18 protein-coding genes, 1 tRNA gene and 1 riboswitch are annotated in these 18,682 nt (G+C 67.3%); of the genes, 2 read left to right on the top strand and 17 right to left on the bottom strand.

Translation table 11 applies throughout. The features are described 5' to 3' along the window. Window positions 1-35: 35 nt before the first annotated feature. Window positions 36-2,810 carry a tetratricopeptide repeat protein gene (locus tag QN141_00955; GenBank protein ID MDR7557038.1) on the bottom strand — a complete coding sequence of 925 codons (2,775 nt, stop codon included), beginning with the start codon at window positions 2,808-2,810 and terminating at the stop codon, window positions 36-38. Window positions 2,811-2,911: 101 nt separating this feature from the next. Then, window positions 2,912-3,703, bottom strand: coding sequence for a dienelactone hydrolase family protein (locus QN141_00950; protein MDR7557037.1), 792 nt, complete (start codon window positions 3,701-3,703; stop codon window positions 2,912-2,914). A gap of 124 nt (window positions 3,704-3,827) precedes the next feature. On the opposite strand from QN141_00950, the gene QN141_00945 reads away from it, so the two are divergent. Further along, window positions 3,828-4,844 carry a rod shape-determining protein gene (locus QN141_00945; protein MDR7557036.1) on the top strand — a complete coding sequence of 339 codons (1,017 nt, stop codon included), beginning with the start codon at window positions 3,828-3,830 and terminating at the stop codon, window positions 4,842-4,844. Window positions 4,845-4,896: 52 nt separating this feature from the next. Here QN141_00945 and QN141_00940 read toward each other — a convergent pair whose 3' ends face one another. The 15 genes from QN141_00940 to QN141_00870 form a co-directional block, all read right to left on the bottom strand. Further along, a complete protein-coding gene (locus QN141_00940) occupies window positions 4,897-5,613 on the bottom strand; it encodes an ABC transporter ATP-binding protein (protein ID MDR7557035.1) in 717 nt (238 codons plus the stop codon). Between the two features lie 44 nt (window positions 5,614-5,657). Then, window positions 5,658-7,448 (bottom strand): branched-chain amino acid ABC transporter ATP-binding protein/permease, encoded by a 1,791-nt coding sequence (locus QN141_00935; GenBank protein ID MDR7557034.1) that lies wholly within the window; start codon window positions 7,446-7,448, stop codon window positions 5,658-5,660. Between the two features lie 4 nt (window positions 7,449-7,452). Then, window positions 7,453-8,310 carry a branched-chain amino acid ABC transporter permease gene (locus tag QN141_00930; protein MDR7557033.1) on the bottom strand — a complete coding sequence of 286 codons (858 nt, stop codon included), beginning with the start codon at window positions 8,308-8,310 and terminating at the stop codon, window positions 7,453-7,455. 108 nt (window positions 8,311-8,418) lie between these two features. Then, a complete protein-coding gene (locus QN141_00925) occupies window positions 8,419-9,672 on the bottom strand; it encodes an ABC transporter substrate-binding protein (protein ID MDR7557032.1) in 1,254 nt (417 codons plus the stop codon). A gap of 201 nt (window positions 9,673-9,873) precedes the next feature. Then, complete coding sequence (locus tag QN141_00920) at window positions 9,874-10,470, bottom strand: RidA family protein (GenBank protein MDR7557031.1); 597 nt, start codon at window positions 10,468-10,470, stop codon at window positions 9,874-9,876. 22 nt (window positions 10,471-10,492) lie between these two features. Further along, complete coding sequence (locus QN141_00915) at window positions 10,493-11,332, bottom strand: IclR family transcriptional regulator (protein ID MDR7557030.1); 840 nt, start codon at window positions 11,330-11,332, stop codon at window positions 10,493-10,495. A gap of 158 nt (window positions 11,333-11,490) precedes the next feature. Continuing rightward, window positions 11,491-11,566 (bottom strand) — tRNA-Lys (locus QN141_00910). A 13-nt stretch (window positions 11,567-11,579) separates the two neighbouring features. Then, entirely contained in the window at window positions 11,580-12,041 is a 462-nt protein-coding gene (locus QN141_00905; GenBank protein MDR7557029.1) for an SRPBCC domain-containing protein, read from the bottom strand. Further along, window positions 12,038-12,325 (bottom strand): hypothetical protein, encoded by a 288-nt coding sequence (locus QN141_00900; GenBank protein ID MDR7557028.1) that lies wholly within the window; start codon window positions 12,323-12,325, stop codon window positions 12,038-12,040. The genes QN141_00905 and QN141_00900 overlap by 4 nt, the downstream gene beginning before the upstream one ends. Before the next feature lie 54 nt (window positions 12,326-12,379). Next, window positions 12,380-13,855, bottom strand: a complete 1,476-nt coding sequence (locus tag QN141_00895; protein MDR7557027.1) for an aldehyde dehydrogenase family protein — start codon at window positions 13,853-13,855, stop codon at window positions 12,380-12,382. 100 nt (window positions 13,856-13,955) lie between these two features. Next, the gene (locus QN141_00890) at window positions 13,956-14,372 is read right to left on the bottom strand and encodes a hypothetical protein (GenBank protein MDR7557026.1); all 417 of its coding nucleotides are present in this window, start codon (window positions 14,370-14,372) and stop codon (window positions 13,956-13,958) included. A 28-nt stretch (window positions 14,373-14,400) separates the two neighbouring features. Continuing rightward, on the bottom strand, window positions 14,401-14,772 hold the full coding sequence (locus QN141_00885) for a DUF3592 domain-containing protein (protein ID MDR7557025.1): 372 nt from the start codon (window positions 14,770-14,772) through the stop codon (window positions 14,401-14,403). 22 nt (window positions 14,773-14,794) lie between these two features. After that, the gene (locus tag QN141_00880; protein MDR7557024.1) at window positions 14,795-15,358 is read right to left on the bottom strand and encodes a hypothetical protein; all 564 of its coding nucleotides are present in this window, start codon (window positions 15,356-15,358) and stop codon (window positions 14,795-14,797) included. Beyond that, the gene (locus QN141_00875; protein ID MDR7557023.1) at window positions 15,355-16,473 is read right to left on the bottom strand and encodes a hypothetical protein; all 1,119 of its coding nucleotides are present in this window, start codon (window positions 16,471-16,473) and stop codon (window positions 15,355-15,357) included. The genes QN141_00880 and QN141_00875 overlap by 4 nt, the downstream gene beginning before the upstream one ends. Window positions 16,474-16,535: 62 nt before the next feature. Next, window positions 16,536-16,611, bottom strand: a riboswitch (cyclic di-GMP riboswitch). 57 nt (window positions 16,612-16,668) lie between these two features. Continuing rightward, window positions 16,669-17,073 carry a PPOX class F420-dependent oxidoreductase gene (locus QN141_00870; GenBank protein MDR7557022.1) on the bottom strand — a complete coding sequence of 135 codons (405 nt, stop codon included), beginning with the start codon at window positions 17,071-17,073 and terminating at the stop codon, window positions 16,669-16,671. 85 nt (window positions 17,074-17,158) lie between these two features. Here QN141_00870 and QN141_00865 point away from each other — a divergent pair, with 85 nt between their 5' ends. Then, the gene (locus QN141_00865; GenBank protein MDR7557021.1) at window positions 17,159-18,610 is read left to right on the top strand and encodes an aldehyde dehydrogenase family protein; all 1,452 of its coding nucleotides are present in this window, start codon (window positions 17,159-17,161) and stop codon (window positions 18,608-18,610) included. Window positions 18,611-18,682 lie beyond the last annotated feature (72 nt).

Genomic DNA, 18,682 nt, shown 5'->3' with positions numbered 1-18,682 from the left:
GGTGCCTCTCTCCCTTGGTGTAATCGCCGGCCGCCTCACCGCACCGATTCGTTGTGGTCGTCGGGTGCGACCAGAGCGAATTCGATGGCTTGATCCGTCGTCATGGCGCGGCCGCGTTGCCAGGCCGCGGTGAATGCCGCCTCGCCCAGCCCTTCGCGCGCTGTCGCGACGTGTCGACTATACGTCTCGCGGATGAACGGTGCGGGCGGAAGCGCCAGCGCTTCCCGCAGGGCTTCCGCCGCGCCGAGGAGGACCACCGCCCGTTCGAGCTGACCCAGTTTGACCGCCACCACGGCCAGCCCCGTCAGGCTGGTGGAGATCCCGCGCCGGTCCTGCAACTCCCTGCGCAGCGGCAGGCTCTCCGCGAACAGGGCGGCGGCGCGCGCGTACTCCTGGCGGTCCCAGGCCACGATGCCCAGGTTGGCCAGCGAGAAGGCGATGCCCCACCGATCGCCCAGGTCCCGGAACAGGGCGAGCGTCTCTTCCAGCACGGTCTGGGCGCGTTGGTAGTCGCCCATTTCTCGGAGCACCAGGCCGAGATTGTTCAGCGTCACCGTGCTCGCCCACTTGTCGCCGAGCTGCCGGAACTGTTCCACGCTCTCCTGGAGCAGCGTCGCGGCGCGGCCAAAGTCTCTCTGGCCGCGGGCCACCAGTCCGAGGGTCAGCCGCGCCCCGGCGACGCCCCACCTGTCGCCGACTTCCCGGTTCAGGGCCAGGCTTTCTTCGCCCAGTTGGGCGGCCTGATCGTACTTCTCCAGCCGGCAGGCATTCAGGCCCAGGATATTCAGACACGAGGCAAGGCCGCGTTTGTCGCCGAGACGGCGGCTGAGCTCCAGGGCCTCTTCCCCCACCGCCGCGGCCCTGGGGAAGTCGCCCTGGATCAAGGCCAGGATCCCGGCCCCATTGAGTGCTTTCACCCGCGATGTGGTGAGGGTCTGAGTCCCCTTGGCCAGCGCGGATTCGAGCCATTCGCGGCCTTCACTGAGGTATCCACGGACTTCCCAGAAATGCCACACCGCGCCGGCCAGGCGCAGGCCGTATTCCGGGTCCGGCTCGGCCGTCTGGCACCACTTCAGCGCGGCGCGGATGTTGTCGTGCTCGGCCTCCAGCCGCTCCAGCCACGCCTGGAGCGCCGGTCCCTGCAGCTCCCGCTCGGCCTGCTCGGCGAACTGCAGGTACCAGTCGCGATGCCGCCGTTGGACCGTCTCCGCCTCGCCGCTGGCGTCGAGTTTCTCACGGGCATAGAGACGCACCGTCTCCAGCAGCCGGTACCACGTCTCATTCCCGATCGGGCCTCCGACGCTCACCAGGGAACGGTCGACGAGCCGGGTGAGGACGTCGAGGACCGCCGAGGCCTCGCAGCCGTCGCCCGCGCATACCGCCTCCGCGGCGGGCAGTGTCCACCCGCCCATGAAGACCGACAGCCGGCGCAACAGCATCCGTTCCTCGTCGGCCAGGAGGTCGTGACTCCAGTCCAGCGCGGCCCGAAGCGTCTGGTGTCGAGGCGGCGCGGTCCGGCTGCCGGATGCCAGCAGCCGGAACCGATCGTCCAGCCTGGCCGCAATCTCCTCCACCGAAAGGACCTTGACCCGGGCCGCGGCCAGTTCGATGGCCAGGGGAATCCCGTCCAGCCGGGCGCAGATCTGGGCCACGGCTCTGGCGTTGGCGGCGGTCAGCGCGAACCCCGGCCGGCTGACCGCGGCGCGGTCGACGAACAGCCCGATCGATTCGAACTCGGTCAGACGGTCCGGCGGAGGCAGGCGATTCACGTCGGGCATCGAGAGCGATGGCACGTGGTAGGTGACCTCACCGGCGACGCCCAGCGGCTCCTGGCTGGTGGCCAGGATGCGCAGGCGCGGGCAGGAGCGCAGCAGCGTCTGCGCCAGCTCCGCCGTCGCGGCCAGCACGTGTTCGCAGTTGTCGAGCACGAGCAGCGGCGCTTTGGGTGTGAGGTGGTCCAGCAGGGTGTGGAGCAGCGGCCGCTGCTCTTCCCGAACGCCGAGGGTCCTCGCCACGGTCTGTAGGACCAGCGCCGGGTCCGAAAGCGGTGTCAGTTCGATGAGCCACACCCCGTCCGGGAACGACTCGACCAGGTCGGCGGCGACCTGCAGCGCCAGGCGGGTCTTCCCCGCCCCGCCCACGCCGGTCAACGTCAGCAGGGGGGTGTCCGCCACGCGTGCCTTGATCTCGGCCAGTTCTCTGGTGCGGCCGATGAAGCTGGTGAGCTGGCGGGGGAGGTTGTTCGGCATGACGTCGAGCGTGCGCAGCGAAGGGAACTCGCTGCGCAACCCCGCCACCACCAGCTGGAAGATGTGCTCCGGACGGGCCAGGTCCCTCAGCCGGTGCGACCCGAGGTCCCGGAGGGAGAGCCCTTCGGGAAGCGAGGACTCGACCAGCGCGCGCGTGGCTTCGGAGAGGAGGATCTGTCCGCCGTGGCCGGCACTCAGCAAACGGGCGGCGCGGTTCAGGGGCGGTCCGAAGTAATCGTCCTCCCGCGCCTCGGCCGTTCCCGTATGCAGGGCCATCCTGACGGCGAGGCCTCCGGGGATCTCCCACGGCTCCGCCTGCAACGCGCGCTGGATCTCTGCGGAGGCGGTGACCGCCGAGGCCGCATCGGCGAACGCGGCGTGGAACGCATCTCCCAGCGTCTTGAAGACGTGGCCGCCCTGGGCTTCGATGATCTCGCGGAGCACGGCGTCGTGGCGGGCCAGGGCCACCCGCATCGCCTCGGGGTGCTCCTCCCACAGCCGGGTGCTCCCCTCGATGTCCGTGAAGAGGAAGGTGACGGTCCCTGTCGGCGGCGCGCGCATCTGAAGTTCCCGGTGGTCCCCTTTGTCGCGATAGGTTCGGGGATTCAGGTCGTGTTCCTGGCCTCAGGGGATTGCGCGGCCGCAGGATGGCCTGCGCCGGCTCAGCGGCGGAGGTGCGCGGCGAGGAAGCGCGCCGACCGCCGGATGAGATCTGCCCGCCGGTCGGACTGCCACAGATCCTGGCCGGTACCCTCGTAGTAGTGGGCCTGCACGTTTTTCCCCAGCGCCCGGGCTCTTTGGACGTACTCGTGCGCCGCGGTCGGCGGCGTCACGGCGTCGAGCGCGCCGTGGAAGAGTATGGCGGGGGCGTGGAGGCGTTCGATGCTCCAGATCGGCGCGGGCAGGGCCGAGCCGGAAGGTTTGTGGGGTAACTGCAGGGGGCGCAGGGGGTTGGCGGAGATGGAGACCACGGCCCCTACCCTGACCTCCGAAGAGGCCAGGACCAGCGCCAAATTTCCTCCCATTGCGTGTCCGAGCAGTCCGATCCGATCGCCGCGGACGCCGCTCAGCCGCCGGCCGGCAGCGATCAACGCCGCGGCGTTGCCCAGAAGATCGGCATCGAAGATCCCCCGGGCCCGGGGACAGGGATCGACCATGTCGTCTCCGGCGCGCAGCGTCCAGCCGGCGCTGAAGTAGCACCCGATGACCGTGACGAATCCCGCACGGGCCAGCGCGGGCCCCCAGTCCACGACGGATGCGCTCAGCCCGTTGATGCCGTGGAAGACGAAGACCGCGGGAAACGACCCCTTCGCCGGCGGTCGGAACACCGCCGCCCGCAGGGTCCCACCGTCGGCGCCGGGCACCGTAATCCACAGGTCAGGTTGAGCGACGGCGGCCGCCCCGAGCAGCAGCATTGCGGCGAGACCCGAGGCAGCAACCGATGCAGGGCGCATCGGTTCCATAGTACTCCTTCAGGGCAAACGAATCGGAGAGCACCGCCTCCTCCGGGCGCCCCGGGGGATCGTCCGCGCACCAGGGGCGAGGTGCGGTCCTCCCGAACTGTGGAGGCGGACCCCCATGCGCCCGCCGCTCAGCCGCGATCTCGGCATCGACCTTGGAACGGCGAACACCGTCGTCTACGCGCGGAACGAAGGGGTGATCCTGCGCGAACCTTCCTGGATCGCGCGGCGAACCGACAGCGGCGAGATCCTCGCCGTCGGCGACGAAGCCAAGCGGATGATCGGCCGCACGCCGGCCAACATTGTCGCCTCGCGGCCCCTGCGGCAGGGCGTGATCGCCGACTTCGAGACGACCACGGCGATGCTGGCCTACTTCATCCGCAAGGGGACCACGCGCCGGACGTTGCGCCGTCCGGTGGCGGTGGTGGGCGTACCGTGGGGCGCCACCAGGGTGGAGCGGAAGTCTTTCATTGAGGCGGTGGAGCAGGCCGGGGCCCGTCAGGTCACACTGGTCGACCAGCCCCTGGCCGCGGCCATCGGCGCCGGCCTGCCCGTCTTCGAGCCCGTGGGGAGCATGGTCGTGGACATCGGCGGAGGGACCACGGAGATCGCCGTCGTCGCCCTGGGCGGCATCGTCGCGGCGAAGTCCATCCCGATCGCCGGCGACGCCATGGACGCCGCGATCATCCAGTACTGCCGTCAGGCCTACAACCTGCACATCGGAGAGCGGACGGCGGAGGAGATCAAGATCGCGCTCGGGTCGGCCGCCCCGACAGCCGACCAGCGGAAGGGCGAGGTTCGCGGCCGGGACGTGGTGAGCGGCATGCCGCGCAGCGTGCAGATCTCGGACGCCGAACTCCGGGAGGCGCTGGCCGGTCCGGTGGCGGCCATCGTGGAGGCCGTCAGACAGACATTGGAACTCGTCCCGCCCGAACTGGCCGCCGACCTCGGTGTCCGCGGCATCACCCTGGTCGGCGGCGGCGCGCTGCTGCGGGGCATCGACCGGGTCCTCGCCGAGGAGACCGGCATGACCGTCGTGGTCGGGTCCGACCCCCTCTCCGCCGTCGCCCTTGGCACCGGCAAGGTCCTGGAAGAACTCGACCTCTACCGGCGCGTCGCCCCGCGGACCCACTGACCTTCTCGCCCGCGGGCCGTGGGCGTCCTTCCTGGGCAGCCCGGGATATTGGTCAGAGACCGAGGTACCGGCGCTTGACGTCCTCCGCGACCATGAGCGCCGAAGGGGCGCCCTCAAAGACCACCTGCCCCTTGCTGAGGACGTAGGCAGCATCAGCATACCGCACGGCCAGATGCAGATGTTGCTCGACCAGGAGCATAGAGAGGCCTTCGGCCTTCAGGCGTCGCACGGCTTCGCCCAATTCGGCCACGATGACTGGAGCCAAGCCTTCTGAGGGCTCATCCATCAGGAGGAGCTCTGGATTGGTCAGCAGTGCCCGGGCGATGGCCAGCATCTGTTGCTCCCCGCCGCTCAGCTTGTCACCCCGGTGGCCTGATCGTTCCCTCAATCGGGGGAAGAGGTCAAACACGCGGTCGAGCGTCCAGCAGGAATCGTGACGTCCCGGTCGCCGGGCCACCAGGAGATTTTCAACCACCGTCAGGGAAGGGAAGATGCGGCGCCCCTGCGGGACGAGGCCTACGCCCAGGGCGGCGATCCTATAGGGCTTGAGCCCGGTGATCTCTCTGCCTTTGAAGATCAGACGGCCGCGACGAGGAGGGGTGAATCCGATGATGGACCGGATGAGGGTAGTCTTCCCCATGCCGTTGCGACCCAGCAGGACCACGGCTTGCCCGGCCCCCACGCGCAGGGAAACCCCGCGCAGAATGTGGCTGTCGCCATAGTAGGTGTGGATCTCCTCTACGTCCAGCACCGGGGACTCGTCACTCATGGTGCGCACCCCGTCCCCTTGCCGCTCTGCGGGCATCCATCATACTACTCTGTTCCAAGATAGATCTTCTGGACGAGAGGATTCCGGGCGACCTCTTCGGGCGCACCCACTGTCAGGAGTTTGCCGTAATGGAGGACCATGATGCGGTGGGCCAGGGCGAAGGCCACATCCATGTCGTGCTCGATGATCAGGATGGCGATCGACGCATCGAGGTGCTTGACCATTTCAACGATGCGCACCACCTCCGCCGCGGCGACTCCCGAGGTCGGCTCGTCCAGGAGGAGCACTTTGGGCCTGGACGCGACGGCAAGGAGGATCTCCAGGAGGCGTTGCTCGCCGTGGGAGAGCAGCCCCACAGGACGCAGCCGTTGTGCCCAAAGATCGAACTGCTCCAGGAGAAAACGGACGTGCGCATTGACGGCGTCCAGATCATCGACTGGCCTGGCCACAACATACTTGGTTCGTTGCAACGCCATGAGCGCCAGGCGGACATTATCTTGAGCCGTCAGTGAGGGGAAGAGCGTGGAAATTTGAAAGGTGCGGGCGAGGCCCAGCGCCGCTCTTCGGTACGGGGGGAGCCGTGTGATCTCAGTGCCAAAGAGCAATATCCTTCCCTGAGATGCTGGAATCGTGCCGCTGATCAGATTGAACAGCGTCGTCTTGCCGGCGCCGTTGGGGCCTACGAGAGCTACTCGCTCGCCGGCATCGATAGAGAACGTGACATCGTCGACGGCGCGAAGCCCGCCGAACATTTTGGAGACCCCCTCGAGACGGAGCGCAGCGGTCGGCTTGTTGGCCCCCAGGGCGGGTCGTTCCGGCGGATAAGAGGGTGAGGGTGACGCGCGGTGACCTGGCGGGAGGGGGTGGCTGGGAGCAGGCAGGAGCAGTTGGTCGCGCCGCCGTGTGCGTTTCTCGATGATCCAGCCCACGATGCCGTTCGGAGCGTACATGACGGTCACCATGAAGATCAGGCCGAGGACAAGGGGCCAACGTTCCAGGTACACGCTCAGGAGGTTGCGCAAGCCGACGAGTACGCCAGCGCCCAGCAGCGGTCCGATTAGCGTGCCGGTCCCGCCCATGACGACCATCAGCACGACTTCGGCCGAAGTTCGAATGGAGAGATCGGCAGGGCTGACGAACCCGGTGTAGAGCGCGCTGAGGATGCCGGCGACACCGGCGATGCCGCCGCACAGGACGAAGGCCGCGTACTTGTGGAGCCAGGTGCGGTAGCCGAGGACCGACATGCGGATCTCGCGATCGCGAATACCCTGCAGTGTAAGGCCGAAGGGGGAGGCGATTAACCGACGCACCAGGATGTAGGTCGCTGCCAGTACGAGGGTAGTCAGGTAGAAGAAAGCCACCCCCGATTCCAGGATTGGAAGAGGACGCGGGATCCCGGGGATGCCGTTGTATCCCCCTGTGAAGGAGCCCCAGCGGTTGACGATGCCCCACAGGATCTGGCTCAGCGCCAGGGTGACCATCATGAAGAAGACGTCGACAGTACGAATGGCGATCACCCCGAAGAGCCCGGCCAGGACCGTCCCGGCGAGCAGGGCCAGAGGTACGGCTATCCCCCAGGCGATGCCGTATCGGACGACGAGAATTGCCAGGGTGTACGCGGCCGCGCCGAAATACGCGGCGTGTCCCAGCGAGGGCAGCCCGACGTATCCCATCAGCACATCTAGGCTCAGGGCGAAAAGCGCAGCGATCACCGCCAGGATGAGGATGTGCAGGTAGTACTGAGGAAGCAGAGGTGCGATCGCCAGAAACCCGGCGAGCACCGCGGCCCCGGCCAGGCGTCGGGGCGGTCGGGTGCTGCGTCCATCAGTCCCCACGGACCTACCTGCGCCCCAGGAGCCCCGTGGGCCTCACGGCGAGTACGATCGCCATGGGTGCGAAGAGCGTGAAATAGGAGAGCTCGGGGAAGGCGGCCTTTCCGAGAGAGTCCACGACCCCGACGAAGAGGCTTCCGGCCAGGGCTCCCTCAAGACTGCCCAGTCCGCCAAGGATGACCACGACCAGGGTCAGCGGCAGGACCTCGAAGTCGATGCCGCGCGCCGCACCGATGAAGGGGGCTCCCAGGGCGCCCCCAAGCCCGGCCAGGAACGCGGCCAGGCCGAACATGATCATGAAGAGGGCCTCGGTGTTCAATCCCACCCCCTGGGCCATCTCTTCGTCATCGACGCTGGCTCGTACCGCCATCCCGAGCCGCGTCCTGGATAGCAGAACATGGAGCGCCGCCGCGACGACCAAACCCGCGGCCATCACGAAGAGGCGGTATTTCGGGAAGACGATCGGACCGATGGCCACAGACCCACCGATGGACGGCGGAGGCGCCATGACCTGTGGATTCCCGCCCCACAAGACCAGAAGGACGTCGCCCAGGGCGAAGGCCAGGCCCATCGTAAAGAGCACCTGAGCCAGCTGGTTGCTGTAAATGCGCTTCAAAGCCAGCTGTTGACTAAGGAGTCCAAGCATCATCACAACGGTGGCGCCACCCACCAGGGCCAACGCGAAGATGCCGGTGACCCGCATCAGGGAGAGAGCGACGTAGGCTCCCAACAGGTAGAACGAGCCGTGGGCGACATTGATGACACGCATCATGCCGAAGGCGAGCGTGAATCCGCTGGAAAGGAGGAACAGCAGGGAGCCAAATGCCAACCCGTTGAGGACCGAGACCGCCCAGAAGAGCATCATCCCACCTAGCCCCTGCGTCGGCGCTCTCGCCAGGCGCCTGTCATAGAGCGGTTTCTCCCGGTGCCGTTCGAAGGGAGGGCCGGCGCGGTGGGCGCCGGCCCCGGAGCACTACTTCTCACAGTATTGGCATGGCGGGAAGGTGCGCGTGTATGCTGGGCCCTTCAGGTACGTCACCGGGTCAAAGGTCCAGAACTGGCTTACGTTGGGAATGGTGTCGATGACCTCGTTTTGCATGCCCTTCGATCCCTTGACGACCTTGCGGATAAGCACGGTCTCGATGGGATTGTTGTAGGCATCGAGCTTCAGGGGACCGCGTGGTGCGTCGCGCAGATCGACTCGCTTGACGGCGCCCACCAGCCGAAGGGGATCCTTCGGGGACCCGGCGATTTTTAGCGCGCGATCCAGCCAGAGCGCGGCGGTGTACATGGCCTCGGCGGGGTAATTGGGATCTTTCTTGTACCGGGTCCGAAAGGCATTCACGAATCTCTGATTCTCGGGGCGGCTGAAGGTGGCGGCGTAGGTGTGCGAGGTGAGCACGCCTTCCGTCTCGGTGCCCATGGCGCGAAGCACGTCCTCATCCGTTACCGCGTTTCCACCGATGAGCGGAATTTTTCCTTTCAACCCGAACTCCTGATATTGTTTGAAGAATCGCGGGATGTCGCTGCCTACGAGAAGCACGTAGACCGCGTCCGCATCTCGGCGGATCTGGGCAATGTAAGGTCCGTAGTCGTTGGTACCTACCGGGGCCCAGATCTTCTGCACGATCTTCCCCCCGGCCAACTCAAAGGTCCTCTGGAACCCTCCGACATTCTCCCACCCAAAGGCATAGTCCGCTCCGACAGTCACCATCCGGCGATAGCCGAGCTTCTTATAAGCGTAATCCCCGAAGGGATGGTTCGGCTGGCTGCTCGTCCAGATCATTCGGACGATGTATGGGCTGCGCTTTCGCTGCGTCAGGTCGTCGGCAGCTACCACGGGGAGGAAGAGAGGCACTTTGTTCTTGTGGACGTAGTCGCGCACGGCATAGCCTTCGAAGGCTAGGTAGTATCCAACGACAAGGTCCACCTTATCCTGCTCCACCAGCTTGCGCATTTTCGTCAGGGCCATCTGGGGCTGGGCCTCAGTATCCTCTATCCGGAGGTCGACGGCCATCCCTCCCAGCCTCTGCCCCGACTGCTCAAGATAGAGTTTGAACCCCTCCACCATCTCCTGCGCGCTCTCCGCGACGAATCCGGTGAGCGGAATCGGCATGCCGACCCGCACGCGCTGCTGAGATTGCGCCGGCACTTCCGTTCCTGGAAGGGCGATGGATAGCAGCATTGCGGCCATCACGAGCGTGACAAACCCTACACTCCACTTCATCGTTCATTCCTCCCCTGCGCGCGCTCTGCGGCTTCCCGACGCAGGTTTCCCGCCGCGGGCCGCCGTTCCAGAACAGCGCACACGCCTATTCATCGTCGGGCTGCAGCAAGACTCCGCATTCTTACATCGGGCCTTCGATGCGCCTGTGTGTAAGTCTCAAAGGGCTGGTCCAGCCAGCTGTGGTGCTTGTCGGTGATAACCCTAGGTCTGTCGACGACGCAGTATCTGTACTTCCCGGCCCCCAGGACCTGCATCGTGGTCCCTCCCTGGTCGGCGCTGGGCCGACCGCTCTGGTCGCGGCTGTGTAGCGGACGGACCTGCTGTGGCCCACCTCCTTTCTCCTCGGCCGCGCGGGCGTTGCGCGGGCGGATCCTCGATGTAGGCGATCGCCTCGATCTCGAGCAGCCAGTCGGGGTGGACAAGGCTACGCACAGCTATCGCCGTACAGACGGGATAGGGAGGCGTAAAGAATTCGCCGCGGATATGTTGATAGTGGGCATAGTACTGCATATCGGTGACATACACGTTGGCCAGGACGACATCGGCCATCGTCCCGCCCGCGGCTTCCACCAGTTGTTTGATGTTGGACAAGGCCTGACGCCACTGCGCCTCCGGGTCGAGTCTGGCCGGAGTCATGCTGGTGCCGCCGCTGGCCCCCACGGTGGTCATCGTGTCGTAGTCCACTGCAGTCACCCCGGAGAGAAAAAGCCACGGACCCACCTTCAGGCCGGGGCTCCAGAGTCTTCCTCCCAGTCCTTTGCTGAATGCGGGGAGCGTGACAAGTTGCTTGCTAGCCATGGGCGCCTCCCTGCGTGTTCCGTCATTCAATCCGCCGCGTTTCCAGATCACCCGGCTGAACCGTCTCACGGTGAGGTGTTCCGCTCCGCGTACGCGCGCGGAATCCCAGCCGCGCTGAGATTTCCAGGGCCGCATTCTTGAGTCGGGGCAGGTGCGCGTGCATGGTCTGGCGCGTGAGGCGGACGGCCGGGCCCGAAACGGAATACGCCCCGGCCACCGCGCCGCGATGGTCACGGATAGGGAAGGCAATGCAGTGCAGGCCGTCTTCGTACTCCTCGAGATCGACGGCGTACCCTCGCTGCCGCACCGTGCGGAGCTCTCTTCGCAGCGTTGCCGCGCCGGTGATGGTGCGCCGGGTGAACGGCCGGGGTCCAGAAGCGATGAAGCTATTTATGTACTCCTCCGGTTGCCAGGCCAGGAGCACTTTGCCCAAGGCGGTGGCATGCAGCGGGATGGCCAGGCCGATGTAGGAATCGACGCGGAGCGCCAGAGGGCTGAGGATCTTGTCGATGTAGATGGCGGCCCGGTCGCCGAGAATTCCCAGGTACACCGTCTCGCGGAGGGCGAAGGCTACCTCCTCCAAGATCGGCATGGCTGCTTCGCGCAGATTAAGACCGGAGAGGTATGCCAGCCCCGCTTCGTAGGCCCGCACACCGAGACGGTACCGCCCTGTGCTTTGATCCTTCTGGACGAATTCTTCCGCGGCCAGAGTAGCCAGCACTCTGCTGGTGGTGCTCTTGCTGAGACGCAAGGCGCTCGCGGCCTGCGTGACTCCCCACAGAGCACGATCAGGCGCAAACAGCTTCAGGATCCTCAGGGCGTGGCGGATGGACTGCAGATACCGGGGATGTGGTCGCGACATCGAGGGACTCCTCCGCGATGGATGGCCTCGGAAAAGGCGTTCTTGTTTTGTTGCAAATGCGGCAACTTGGTTGCCGATTTTGCAAAAGCGGATTCGCGTCCGGGTGGAGAAATCCTGCGGGCGTCCGATTGGACTTCCGAGTGGAGAAGAAGTGAAGATGGTGGGCCGTGAGGGACTCGAACCCCCGACGCCCGGGTTAAAAGCCCGGCGCTCTGCCCGCTGAGCTAACGGCCCTCAAGGAATTCTATCAAATCCCGGCGGTGGCCGCCTCGCGGTACCAGCCCCGCAACTCGTTGTGGCCGCGGCCGTACCCCTCGCAGCGCTTCTGGCCTTCGCGCACCGTCTCCCAGCCCGAATGGGTCACCGTGACGCGCGTACCGCCCGGGGTCGGCTCGAAGCGGACCTCGACCTGCGTCACTTCCTGCGGCGTCCAGCCCGCTTCGCGCCAGGTGTAGACGAGCCGGTTCCTCGGCTCCCACACCGAGATCCGGCCGATCTCTAATCCCTCACCGGCCGTCTCGTCATAGACCTCCAGGAAACGCCCGCCGACCCCTGGTTCGAAACGCAGCCCGCGCGCGCGGATCTTGTCGTTCCAGTAGGGGGTCCCCTTCTTCCACCACTGGTTGATGCCGGTCGTCCAGAGCTCGAACGCCCTGGCGGGGGTGGTGGGAACCTCCACACTCGCGATCACCGCTGCCTGGGTGCTCATCCGATGCGTCTCCCCGAGGCTCTGTTTCTCCGCCGGACCGCGGGTCCGGACCCCTCCTGCGCCCGAACGTAATCGGCGAACGCTGCCAGCTGCGTCTCCCAGAACCGCCGCACCTGCTCCGCCCACCGGCCGACCTCGATGAGGGGCCGCGTGTTCAGCCGGCACAGGCGAACTCTGCCGTCGGCGGGCACGCGTGTCTCCTCGACCAGCAGCGCGACCAGCCGGCGGCGCCTGGAATCGCCCAGCACGTCCAAAATGGGAGCGTCGGGAATATGATTAACCATGCGGTTAACTACTAGCGCACCGCAGCACGTCTGTTAAGAGCATCAGGGAGCAGCTCAGGCCAAAGCCTTGCCCACGTACTTGCGGATGGCCTTCGTTTCCAGGTAGGCGTCGAGCCCTTCGGCCCCCAGCTCGCGGCCGATGCCGCTGTCCTTCACGCCGCCAAAGGGGGCTTCGGGCAGGCTGAGCGGCTTGTAGTTCACCCAGACCATGCCGGCCTGAATGCGGTCGATGAACCGCTCGATGCGCTGATCGTCCCGCGACCAGATCGCCGAGCCGAGGCCGTAGGGCGAGGCGTTGGCCAGGTCGATCGCCTCGTCCAGGTCCGCCACCTTCATCAACGGCAGGACCGGGCCGAAGCACTCCTCCTCCCAGATCTGCGCGGTCTGCGGGACGTCGAGCAGAACCGTGGGCTGCAGGAAGTACCCCCGCTCGTACTCGCGGCCGGAGGGCCGTCCGCCGCCGGCGGCGACGACGGCGCCGCGGCGCACGGCGTCCTGCAGCAGACGCTCGACGTCGTCCCGGACCTGAGCGTTGTTCAGGGGGCCCATGTCCACGGCGGGCTCCAGACCGTTGCCCAGCCGCATCCTGCGCGTGATGCGGGACACCAGGTCGGCAAACGGCTCGAAGACGCGCTCCATGACGTAGACCCGCTTGACCGACGTGCAGGACTGCCCGGCGTTGCGGAACCGTCCCGACCTGACGATGGTCTCCGCGGCCACTTCCAGGTCGGCGTCGTCGCAGACCACCGTCGGGTCGCTGCCGCCCAGTTCCAATGTCAGGCGCTTCAACCCCGCCGCCGCGGCGGCGTAGATCGCCTTGCCGGTTTCGGTCGATCCGGTGAGGGCCACCTTCTTGACCGCGGGATGAGTGATCAGGGCGCTGCCGGTGGTGGCCGAAGGTCCGGCGATCAGGCTGGCGATCCCGGCGGGGACCCCGGCCTCGTGCAGCATCTCCGTGAGCACGATCTCGGTGAGCGGGGCGGTGCTCGCCGGCTTGACGATGACGGCGTTGCCCGCCATGAGCGCGGGAGCCACCTTCCAGGCGTACAGGGACACGGGGAAGTTGAAGGGGAGCACCGCGGCGCAGATGCCGATGGGATATCTCCGGGTCTCGATCTTGAGGATGCTGTCCCCGTCACGGGCGAAGACGACCGTGCCCGTGATCTTCCCGCCGAACCCCGCGTAGTAGTCGAAGGTGTTGATCAGGCTGTCCACCTCGCCGAGCGACTCCCGCAGGACCTTGCCCTGCTCCCTCGTCAGCAGCCTGGCCAGGTCCTGCTTGCGCTCATCGACCAGTGCCGCAAAGCGCTGCAGGACCCGCCCGCGCCGGCGCGACTCCTCCAGACGCGGCCACCAGCTCGCGCGCAGCGCCCGTTGGGCGGATTCAACGATACGCTCCACATCCTCCGGACCGCCCCGCGCCACAACCCCGACGATCTCGTCGGTATTTGCCGGGTTGCGGACCTCGAAGGTCTCTCCCGATAGGGCCTCCGTCTGCCGGCCGTCCACGACAAGCCCGAATCGCTCCACCGCTGCCTCCCGCTCGAATCGCGGCTGTTGTCCTCAGTCTACCCGGGGGCCCCCGGTGGGGGAAGATCGGATGGCCGTGGCGCGGATACGGCCGCCGCGGTCAGCGGCGCGACGGCGGCGGATAGTCGGTCAGGGCCCCGCGGTAGCCCATCACGACGATGAACTCCTGGAGCCTGCCGGCGGCGTCGGGCTTGCGGAAGGTGAAGGTGATCCGGCGGTCGGCGTCGATCTTCCCCGGCCCCCAGGCCCGGTAGCTCCCCGAGAGCCGGAGTTCGTCGTCGCGCACCTGGTAGGTTCCCCGCTCCCGCCCCCACTCATAGGTGCCGGCCTCCAGCAGGTACAGCCAGGGCATCAGGCGGTTGATACTCGTCCGGCCCAGGCCCGCCGGCTCGCCGACCGTCCGCACCGTGTACCCCACGTTGCTGTAGGCGCCGACCACGGAGAGGGCGGCTGCCGCGCCCGGCGGGAGGAGACCGAGCGCGGCCAGCGCCAGGACTGCGATGCCGTGGCGAACCATCTGTCCGATCACCCCTCGCGCGGGCCGTTCAGATCCGCCGGAACGCGGCCCCGCAGGGCTGGTCGGCGACCGTCAGGGCGTGATCTTTTGGGTCGGCGGGAGCCAGGCAGACCTTCACCGCCATCCCCGGCCGGTACCAGGTGTTCTGCTCGCTCTCCGCCTCGAAGGTCTCTCCCCCATAGCTGTAGCGGTACTTGAGGTGGAACCCGGACTGCGGCTTGCCCTCGGCCGAGTCCCACCAGCTGACCCGACGGGCCTCGATGATCTCGGTTGCGGCCTCAGCGGCGCGGCGCTTGTTGGTCTGGATACCGATCATCATGACGTATCCCGTACCCGCGAGCAGCAGGGCAACGAATCCCAGGACGAGGTACTGCTTGATCGTCGTCGGACGCTCGGTCATCGCCATCGTCTCCTTCCTCGATCTACTTGCCGAGGCTCAGACTGGCCAGCATGCGGCGGAACACCGTCTCCCAGGAGGCAAACTGCGCGCTCGTGGCCTGGTAACTGACCATGCCGGCGGAGGTGCGGTCCTGGGACGGCGCGGGCACCGTGGAGAGAAACAGCCAGCCGGTCATCTTGACCTTTCTGGCGTTGGTCCAGGTGTAGCGGGCCTCGATACTGCGCTGCCCGCCTTCGCCCGACGCTTCCTTGAGCGAGGTCTGGGTCCAATCCGGGGCCCGGCGGCGCAGATCGGCCGTGAAATCACGCCACAGGTCGGCGGCGGTGTGCACTCCGCTCAACTCCACGTTGGGCAGGATGAGGAAGACGGTGCCTTCCGTCGGGTCGTCCAGGTAGAAGACTGTGGATCCGTTGGCCAACCGCGCCGCCGTCCACCCCTTCGGATAGTCGATGGAGAAAGCTTTCTCTGGATCCTGGTACCGCTGCATCGGCACCGGGGCCGCCGAGACCCCCGCCGCGGCGGTCAGCAATGCGGCGGCCAGCACCAGCGCGATGCCGGCTGGCGTCCTTCGGCTCGTCGTGTTCATCGTGTGCCTCCTTTGGCCTGAGCTCCCGCCAGGGCGGCATACCACGCCTCGGCTAGGGACCGTACCGCCTGCACGCAGGCGGGCGAGGTGTCTCCGAACGGCGCAAAACAGCTTACATCGCCGACGAAGCGGCCCGCCGCGAACTGCAACTCGTAGAAGCTGCCTCCGTAGGCCGTGAAGGCCGCCTCGGATCCCACGGCCCCCGGCACGAGCGTGCCTTCCCGTGATGCCTCCCGGACGAAGGTCTGCACCCAGGCGCTCGCGGAGGACGACGACGCGAAGGCGAACAGCGTCGTCTCCACCACCTGGTTGCGCTCCGCCGCCAATCCGTAGCGACGGAACCCCAGTTCGTTCACCCCGCCCTGCCGGAGGCGCACCCGCGTGGCCGGGGGATTGCCGGAGGTGTCCGCGACCGCCCAGGCCTCGATGGGGACGACGGCCGTGCCCAGCACGGGGCCGACCCGGGCCGCCGCCGCAGTAGGCGGCATCAGATCGGCGATTCTCTTCGGGACGGCGGAGGCGCGGAGCTGTCCGGACGTCAGGGCAAGGGCACGCTCCAGGACCACGCCGGCCTGGCGGGCCAGGGCCTGCGGGGTCTCGTAGGCGGCGGGTGAAAGCGCCGTCACGCGCAGGACGAACTGGCGCGCCTGCACGCGGACCGTGGCTTCATAGGGCAGCTTGGGAAATTGACTGCTCTGCCGCCGGAAGTACCGAACGCGTTCCCCGAGCGCCGGCCCAGCGGTCGGGACACCGCCGGCGTCGTTCTGCTCGGCCAGCCGCCCTCTGAAGTCGGCCGCCGCCGCGGCCGGACTGTCGTAGAGCAGGAGGGTAAACTCCGCCCGCCCTGGTTGCCGGTCGCCCACCCGCTCGAAGGGCTGCACGACATAGAACCGCAGGCCCGGCGCCCGGTCGCCCACCCCCACGTTGAACTGGGGAAAAGCGGGCCACCACCGGATGGGATCGGTAAAGGAGGGCTGAAGGGCCGAAGGATGGAGGACGGCGTAGAGGTCGTCGGCCGTGGGTGCCGTCCCTCCCCAGGTCGGCGCGCCGACCGGTAGCACCGCGGCGCCGAACGCCAGCAGACCCACGAATACCAGGGCACATCCCCGCGTCATCACTGTTCGCCTCCCCGGCGCGCCCGGAGCGAACAGGGACGTGGGCAGGAAAACACCCCACCTTCGGCAGCCCGGCTGACTCCCGAGAGTCCCGTGGCTTTGCGTCCCCGCCTCGCGACGGGTTTGCCGTTATCGGAATGAGGTGATCAGAGCATGCGAAGGGTTGGACCCAGCAACTTCGATGCCACGGGGGCCTCAGCGGAAGCCCGTGGTGTGGACCGTCCGCGGCCTGATCAGCAGCGTGACCCGGTCGGCCGGGCCGCTGCTCGGTGGATACTGGTAGGGGCGGCCGCGGTAGCGCAGCGAGAGGCGGTCGATGTCCGCGGCGCCGCGCGCCGGGTCGATCTTCACCACCCGGCCGCGAATCTGAACGTACCGGTAGGGGTCGTCGCGGTCGTAGACGGCCAGCGCCACATGGGGGTTGACCTCGACGTTGCGGAGCTTGACGCGCCCCCGGGCCGTGTTGATCATGATGTGGCCGTCGTCTTCCACCAGGAACCACACCGGCGTGGCCTGCGGCCGGCCGTCGGGACTCACCGTGGCCAGGACGGCGAGGTTGGGCTTCTGCAGGAATTCGCGGACCGCATCGGGGAGAGCCACTTGCCGGACACCTCACCTCGACGGTGGAGTGTGACACCTCCGATTCTGCCACGTGAACCCGTGAAGGGGGAAGGAGCGGACCGGGATGGCTGAGCGCTTCAAGGTGCTTGTGGCCGGGGAATGGGTGGACTCAAGCGGGGGGACGGTGACCGACCTCAATCCAGCGGATACGTCGGAGGTGGTCGCGGAATTCCCCGCGATGACCGCCGAGGACGTCACGCGGGCGGTGGAGGCCGCCGCGGAGGCGTTCTCGGCGTGGAAGGCCCTGACCTGGACGGCGCGCGGGGCGGTTCTGCGCCGGGCGTCGGAGCTGATCCGGGAGCGGCTGGAGGTGATCGCCCGCGATTTGACCCGCGAGATGGGCAAGACGCTCCGCGAGGCCCGCGGGGAAGTGGCCCGGGCTTCCTCCTTCTTCGACTACTACGGCGCCTACGGCCGCCTGCCCATCGGCGATCACCTGCCCGATGAGCGGGCCGGCGTCTTCACCTACACGGTGCGCGAGCCCCTCGGCGTGGTGGTGGCCATCGCGCCCTGGAACGATCCGGCCCTCACCCCGGCGCGCAAGCTGGCTCCGGCGCTGATTGCCGGCAACACCGTGGTCCTCAAACCGGCCACGCTCACCCCGCTGTCGGCCTGGCACCTCCTCCGCGCTCTCCACGACGCCGGCCTGCCTCGGGGGGTTGTCAACATGGTGACGGGACCGGCCCGGGCCACGGGCGATCCGCTGGTTCGCCATCCGGCGGTGCGGGCCATCACCTTCACGGGATCGACCGCGGTGGGATTGGACCTGCAGGCGAAGGTGGCGGGGCGGAACATCCGCGTGCAGACGGAGATGGGCGGCAAGAACGCCATGGTCGTGCTCAAGGACGCCGATGTGAGGCTGGCCGCCGAGCTCGCGGTGGCGGCGGGATTCGGCCAGTCGGGTCAGCGGTGTACGGCGACCAGTCGGGTCATCGTCGAGCGGCCGCTCGCGGAGGCCTTTGTCCATGAGTTCGTCGCGCGCGCCGGACAGGTGAAGGTTGGGCCGGGGCTCGCCGACGATACGACGATGGGCCCTGTGGTTGACCACAGCCAGCTGGAGACCGTGCTCGATGCGGTGGAGCGCGGCCGGCGGGAAGGCGCGGAAGTGCTGTTCGGCGGCGAGCGGCTGGGGGGACCGCTCTATGCGCGGGGATACTTCGTGGCGCCGACGATTCTGGGGAACGTCTCGCCGACCATGGCGGTGGCCCAGGAAGAGATCTTCGGCCCGGTCGTGGCGGTGATGGAGGCCGAGGACCTGGCCCAGGCCGTGGAAATCGTCAACACCACCCGGTACGGGCTGTCCGCGTCGGTGGTCACCCGCAGTCTTTCCGCGGCGCACGCCTTCGCCCGGGGTGTCGAGACGGGCTGCGTGGCGGTGAACCTTCCCACCGTGGGGTGGGACGTGCATACGCCCTTCGGTGGATTCAAGGACTCCGGCTCGGCGTTCAAGGAGCACGGCATCGAAGGCCTGCAGTTTTACACGCGGGTGAAAAGCGTCGCGATGCGGGTGGAGTAAAACACAGGCCAGCGGATCGTTACCCGGTTAGGCCGGGTTAACCCAGGAGGCTAACATCCTCCCACCCAGGTA

The organism is Armatimonadota bacterium (assembly GCA_031459765.1).
GTDB classification, from domain to species: domain Bacteria; phylum Sysuimicrobiota; class Sysuimicrobiia; order Sysuimicrobiales; family Kaftiobacteriaceae; genus Kaftiobacterium; species Kaftiobacterium secundum.
Note: the sequence above shows the minus strand (reverse complement) of the source record. Positions and strands in the feature narration are given on the sequence as shown.

Excerpts from the sequence above, each read along its gene's own strand:
- QN141_00955 (MDR7557038.1), bottom strand. The coding sequence starts at position 2,810 with ATGCGCGCGCCGCCGACAGGGACCGTCACCTTCCTCTTCACGGACATC.
- QN141_00950 (MDR7557037.1), bottom strand. The coding sequence starts at position 3,703 with ATGCGCCCTGCATCGGTTGCTGCCTCGGGTCTCGCCGCAATGCTGCTG.
- QN141_00945 (MDR7557036.1), top strand. The coding sequence starts at position 3,828 with ATGCGCCCGCCGCTCAGCCGCGATCTCGGCATCGACCTTGGAACGGCG.
- QN141_00940 (MDR7557035.1), bottom strand. The coding sequence starts at position 5,613 with ATGAGTGACGAGTCCCCGGTGCTGGACGTAGAGGAGATCCACACCTAC.
- QN141_00930 (MDR7557033.1), bottom strand. The coding sequence starts at position 8,310 with ATGATGCTCTTCTGGGCGGTCTCGGTCCTCAACGGGTTGGCATTTGGC.
- QN141_00925 (MDR7557032.1), bottom strand. The coding sequence starts at position 9,672 with ATGAAGTGGAGTGTAGGGTTTGTCACGCTCGTGATGGCCGCAATGCTG.
- QN141_00920 (MDR7557031.1), bottom strand. The coding sequence starts at position 10,470 with ATGGCTAGCAAGCAACTTGTCACGCTCCCCGCATTCAGCAAAGGACTG.
- QN141_00915 (MDR7557030.1), bottom strand. The coding sequence starts at position 11,332 with ATGTCGCGACCACATCCCCGGTATCTGCAGTCCATCCGCCACGCCCTG.
- QN141_00905 (MDR7557029.1), bottom strand. The coding sequence starts at position 12,041 with ATGAGCACCCAGGCAGCGGTGATCGCGAGTGTGGAGGTTCCCACCACC.
- QN141_00900 (MDR7557028.1), bottom strand. The coding sequence starts at position 12,325 with ATGGTTAATCATATTCCCGACGCTCCCATTTTGGACGTGCTGGGCGAT.
- QN141_00890 (MDR7557026.1), bottom strand. The coding sequence starts at position 14,372 with ATGGTTCGCCACGGCATCGCAGTCCTGGCGCTGGCCGCGCTCGGTCTC.
- QN141_00885 (MDR7557025.1), bottom strand. The coding sequence starts at position 14,772 with ATGACCGAGCGTCCGACGACGATCAAGCAGTACCTCGTCCTGGGATTC.
- QN141_00880 (MDR7557024.1), bottom strand. The coding sequence starts at position 15,358 with ATGAACACGACGAGCCGAAGGACGCCAGCCGGCATCGCGCTGGTGCTG.
- QN141_00875 (MDR7557023.1), bottom strand. The coding sequence starts at position 16,473 with ATGACGCGGGGATGTGCCCTGGTATTCGTGGGTCTGCTGGCGTTCGGC.
- QN141_00865 (MDR7557021.1), top strand. The coding sequence starts at position 17,159 with ATGGCTGAGCGCTTCAAGGTGCTTGTGGCCGGGGAATGGGTGGACTCA.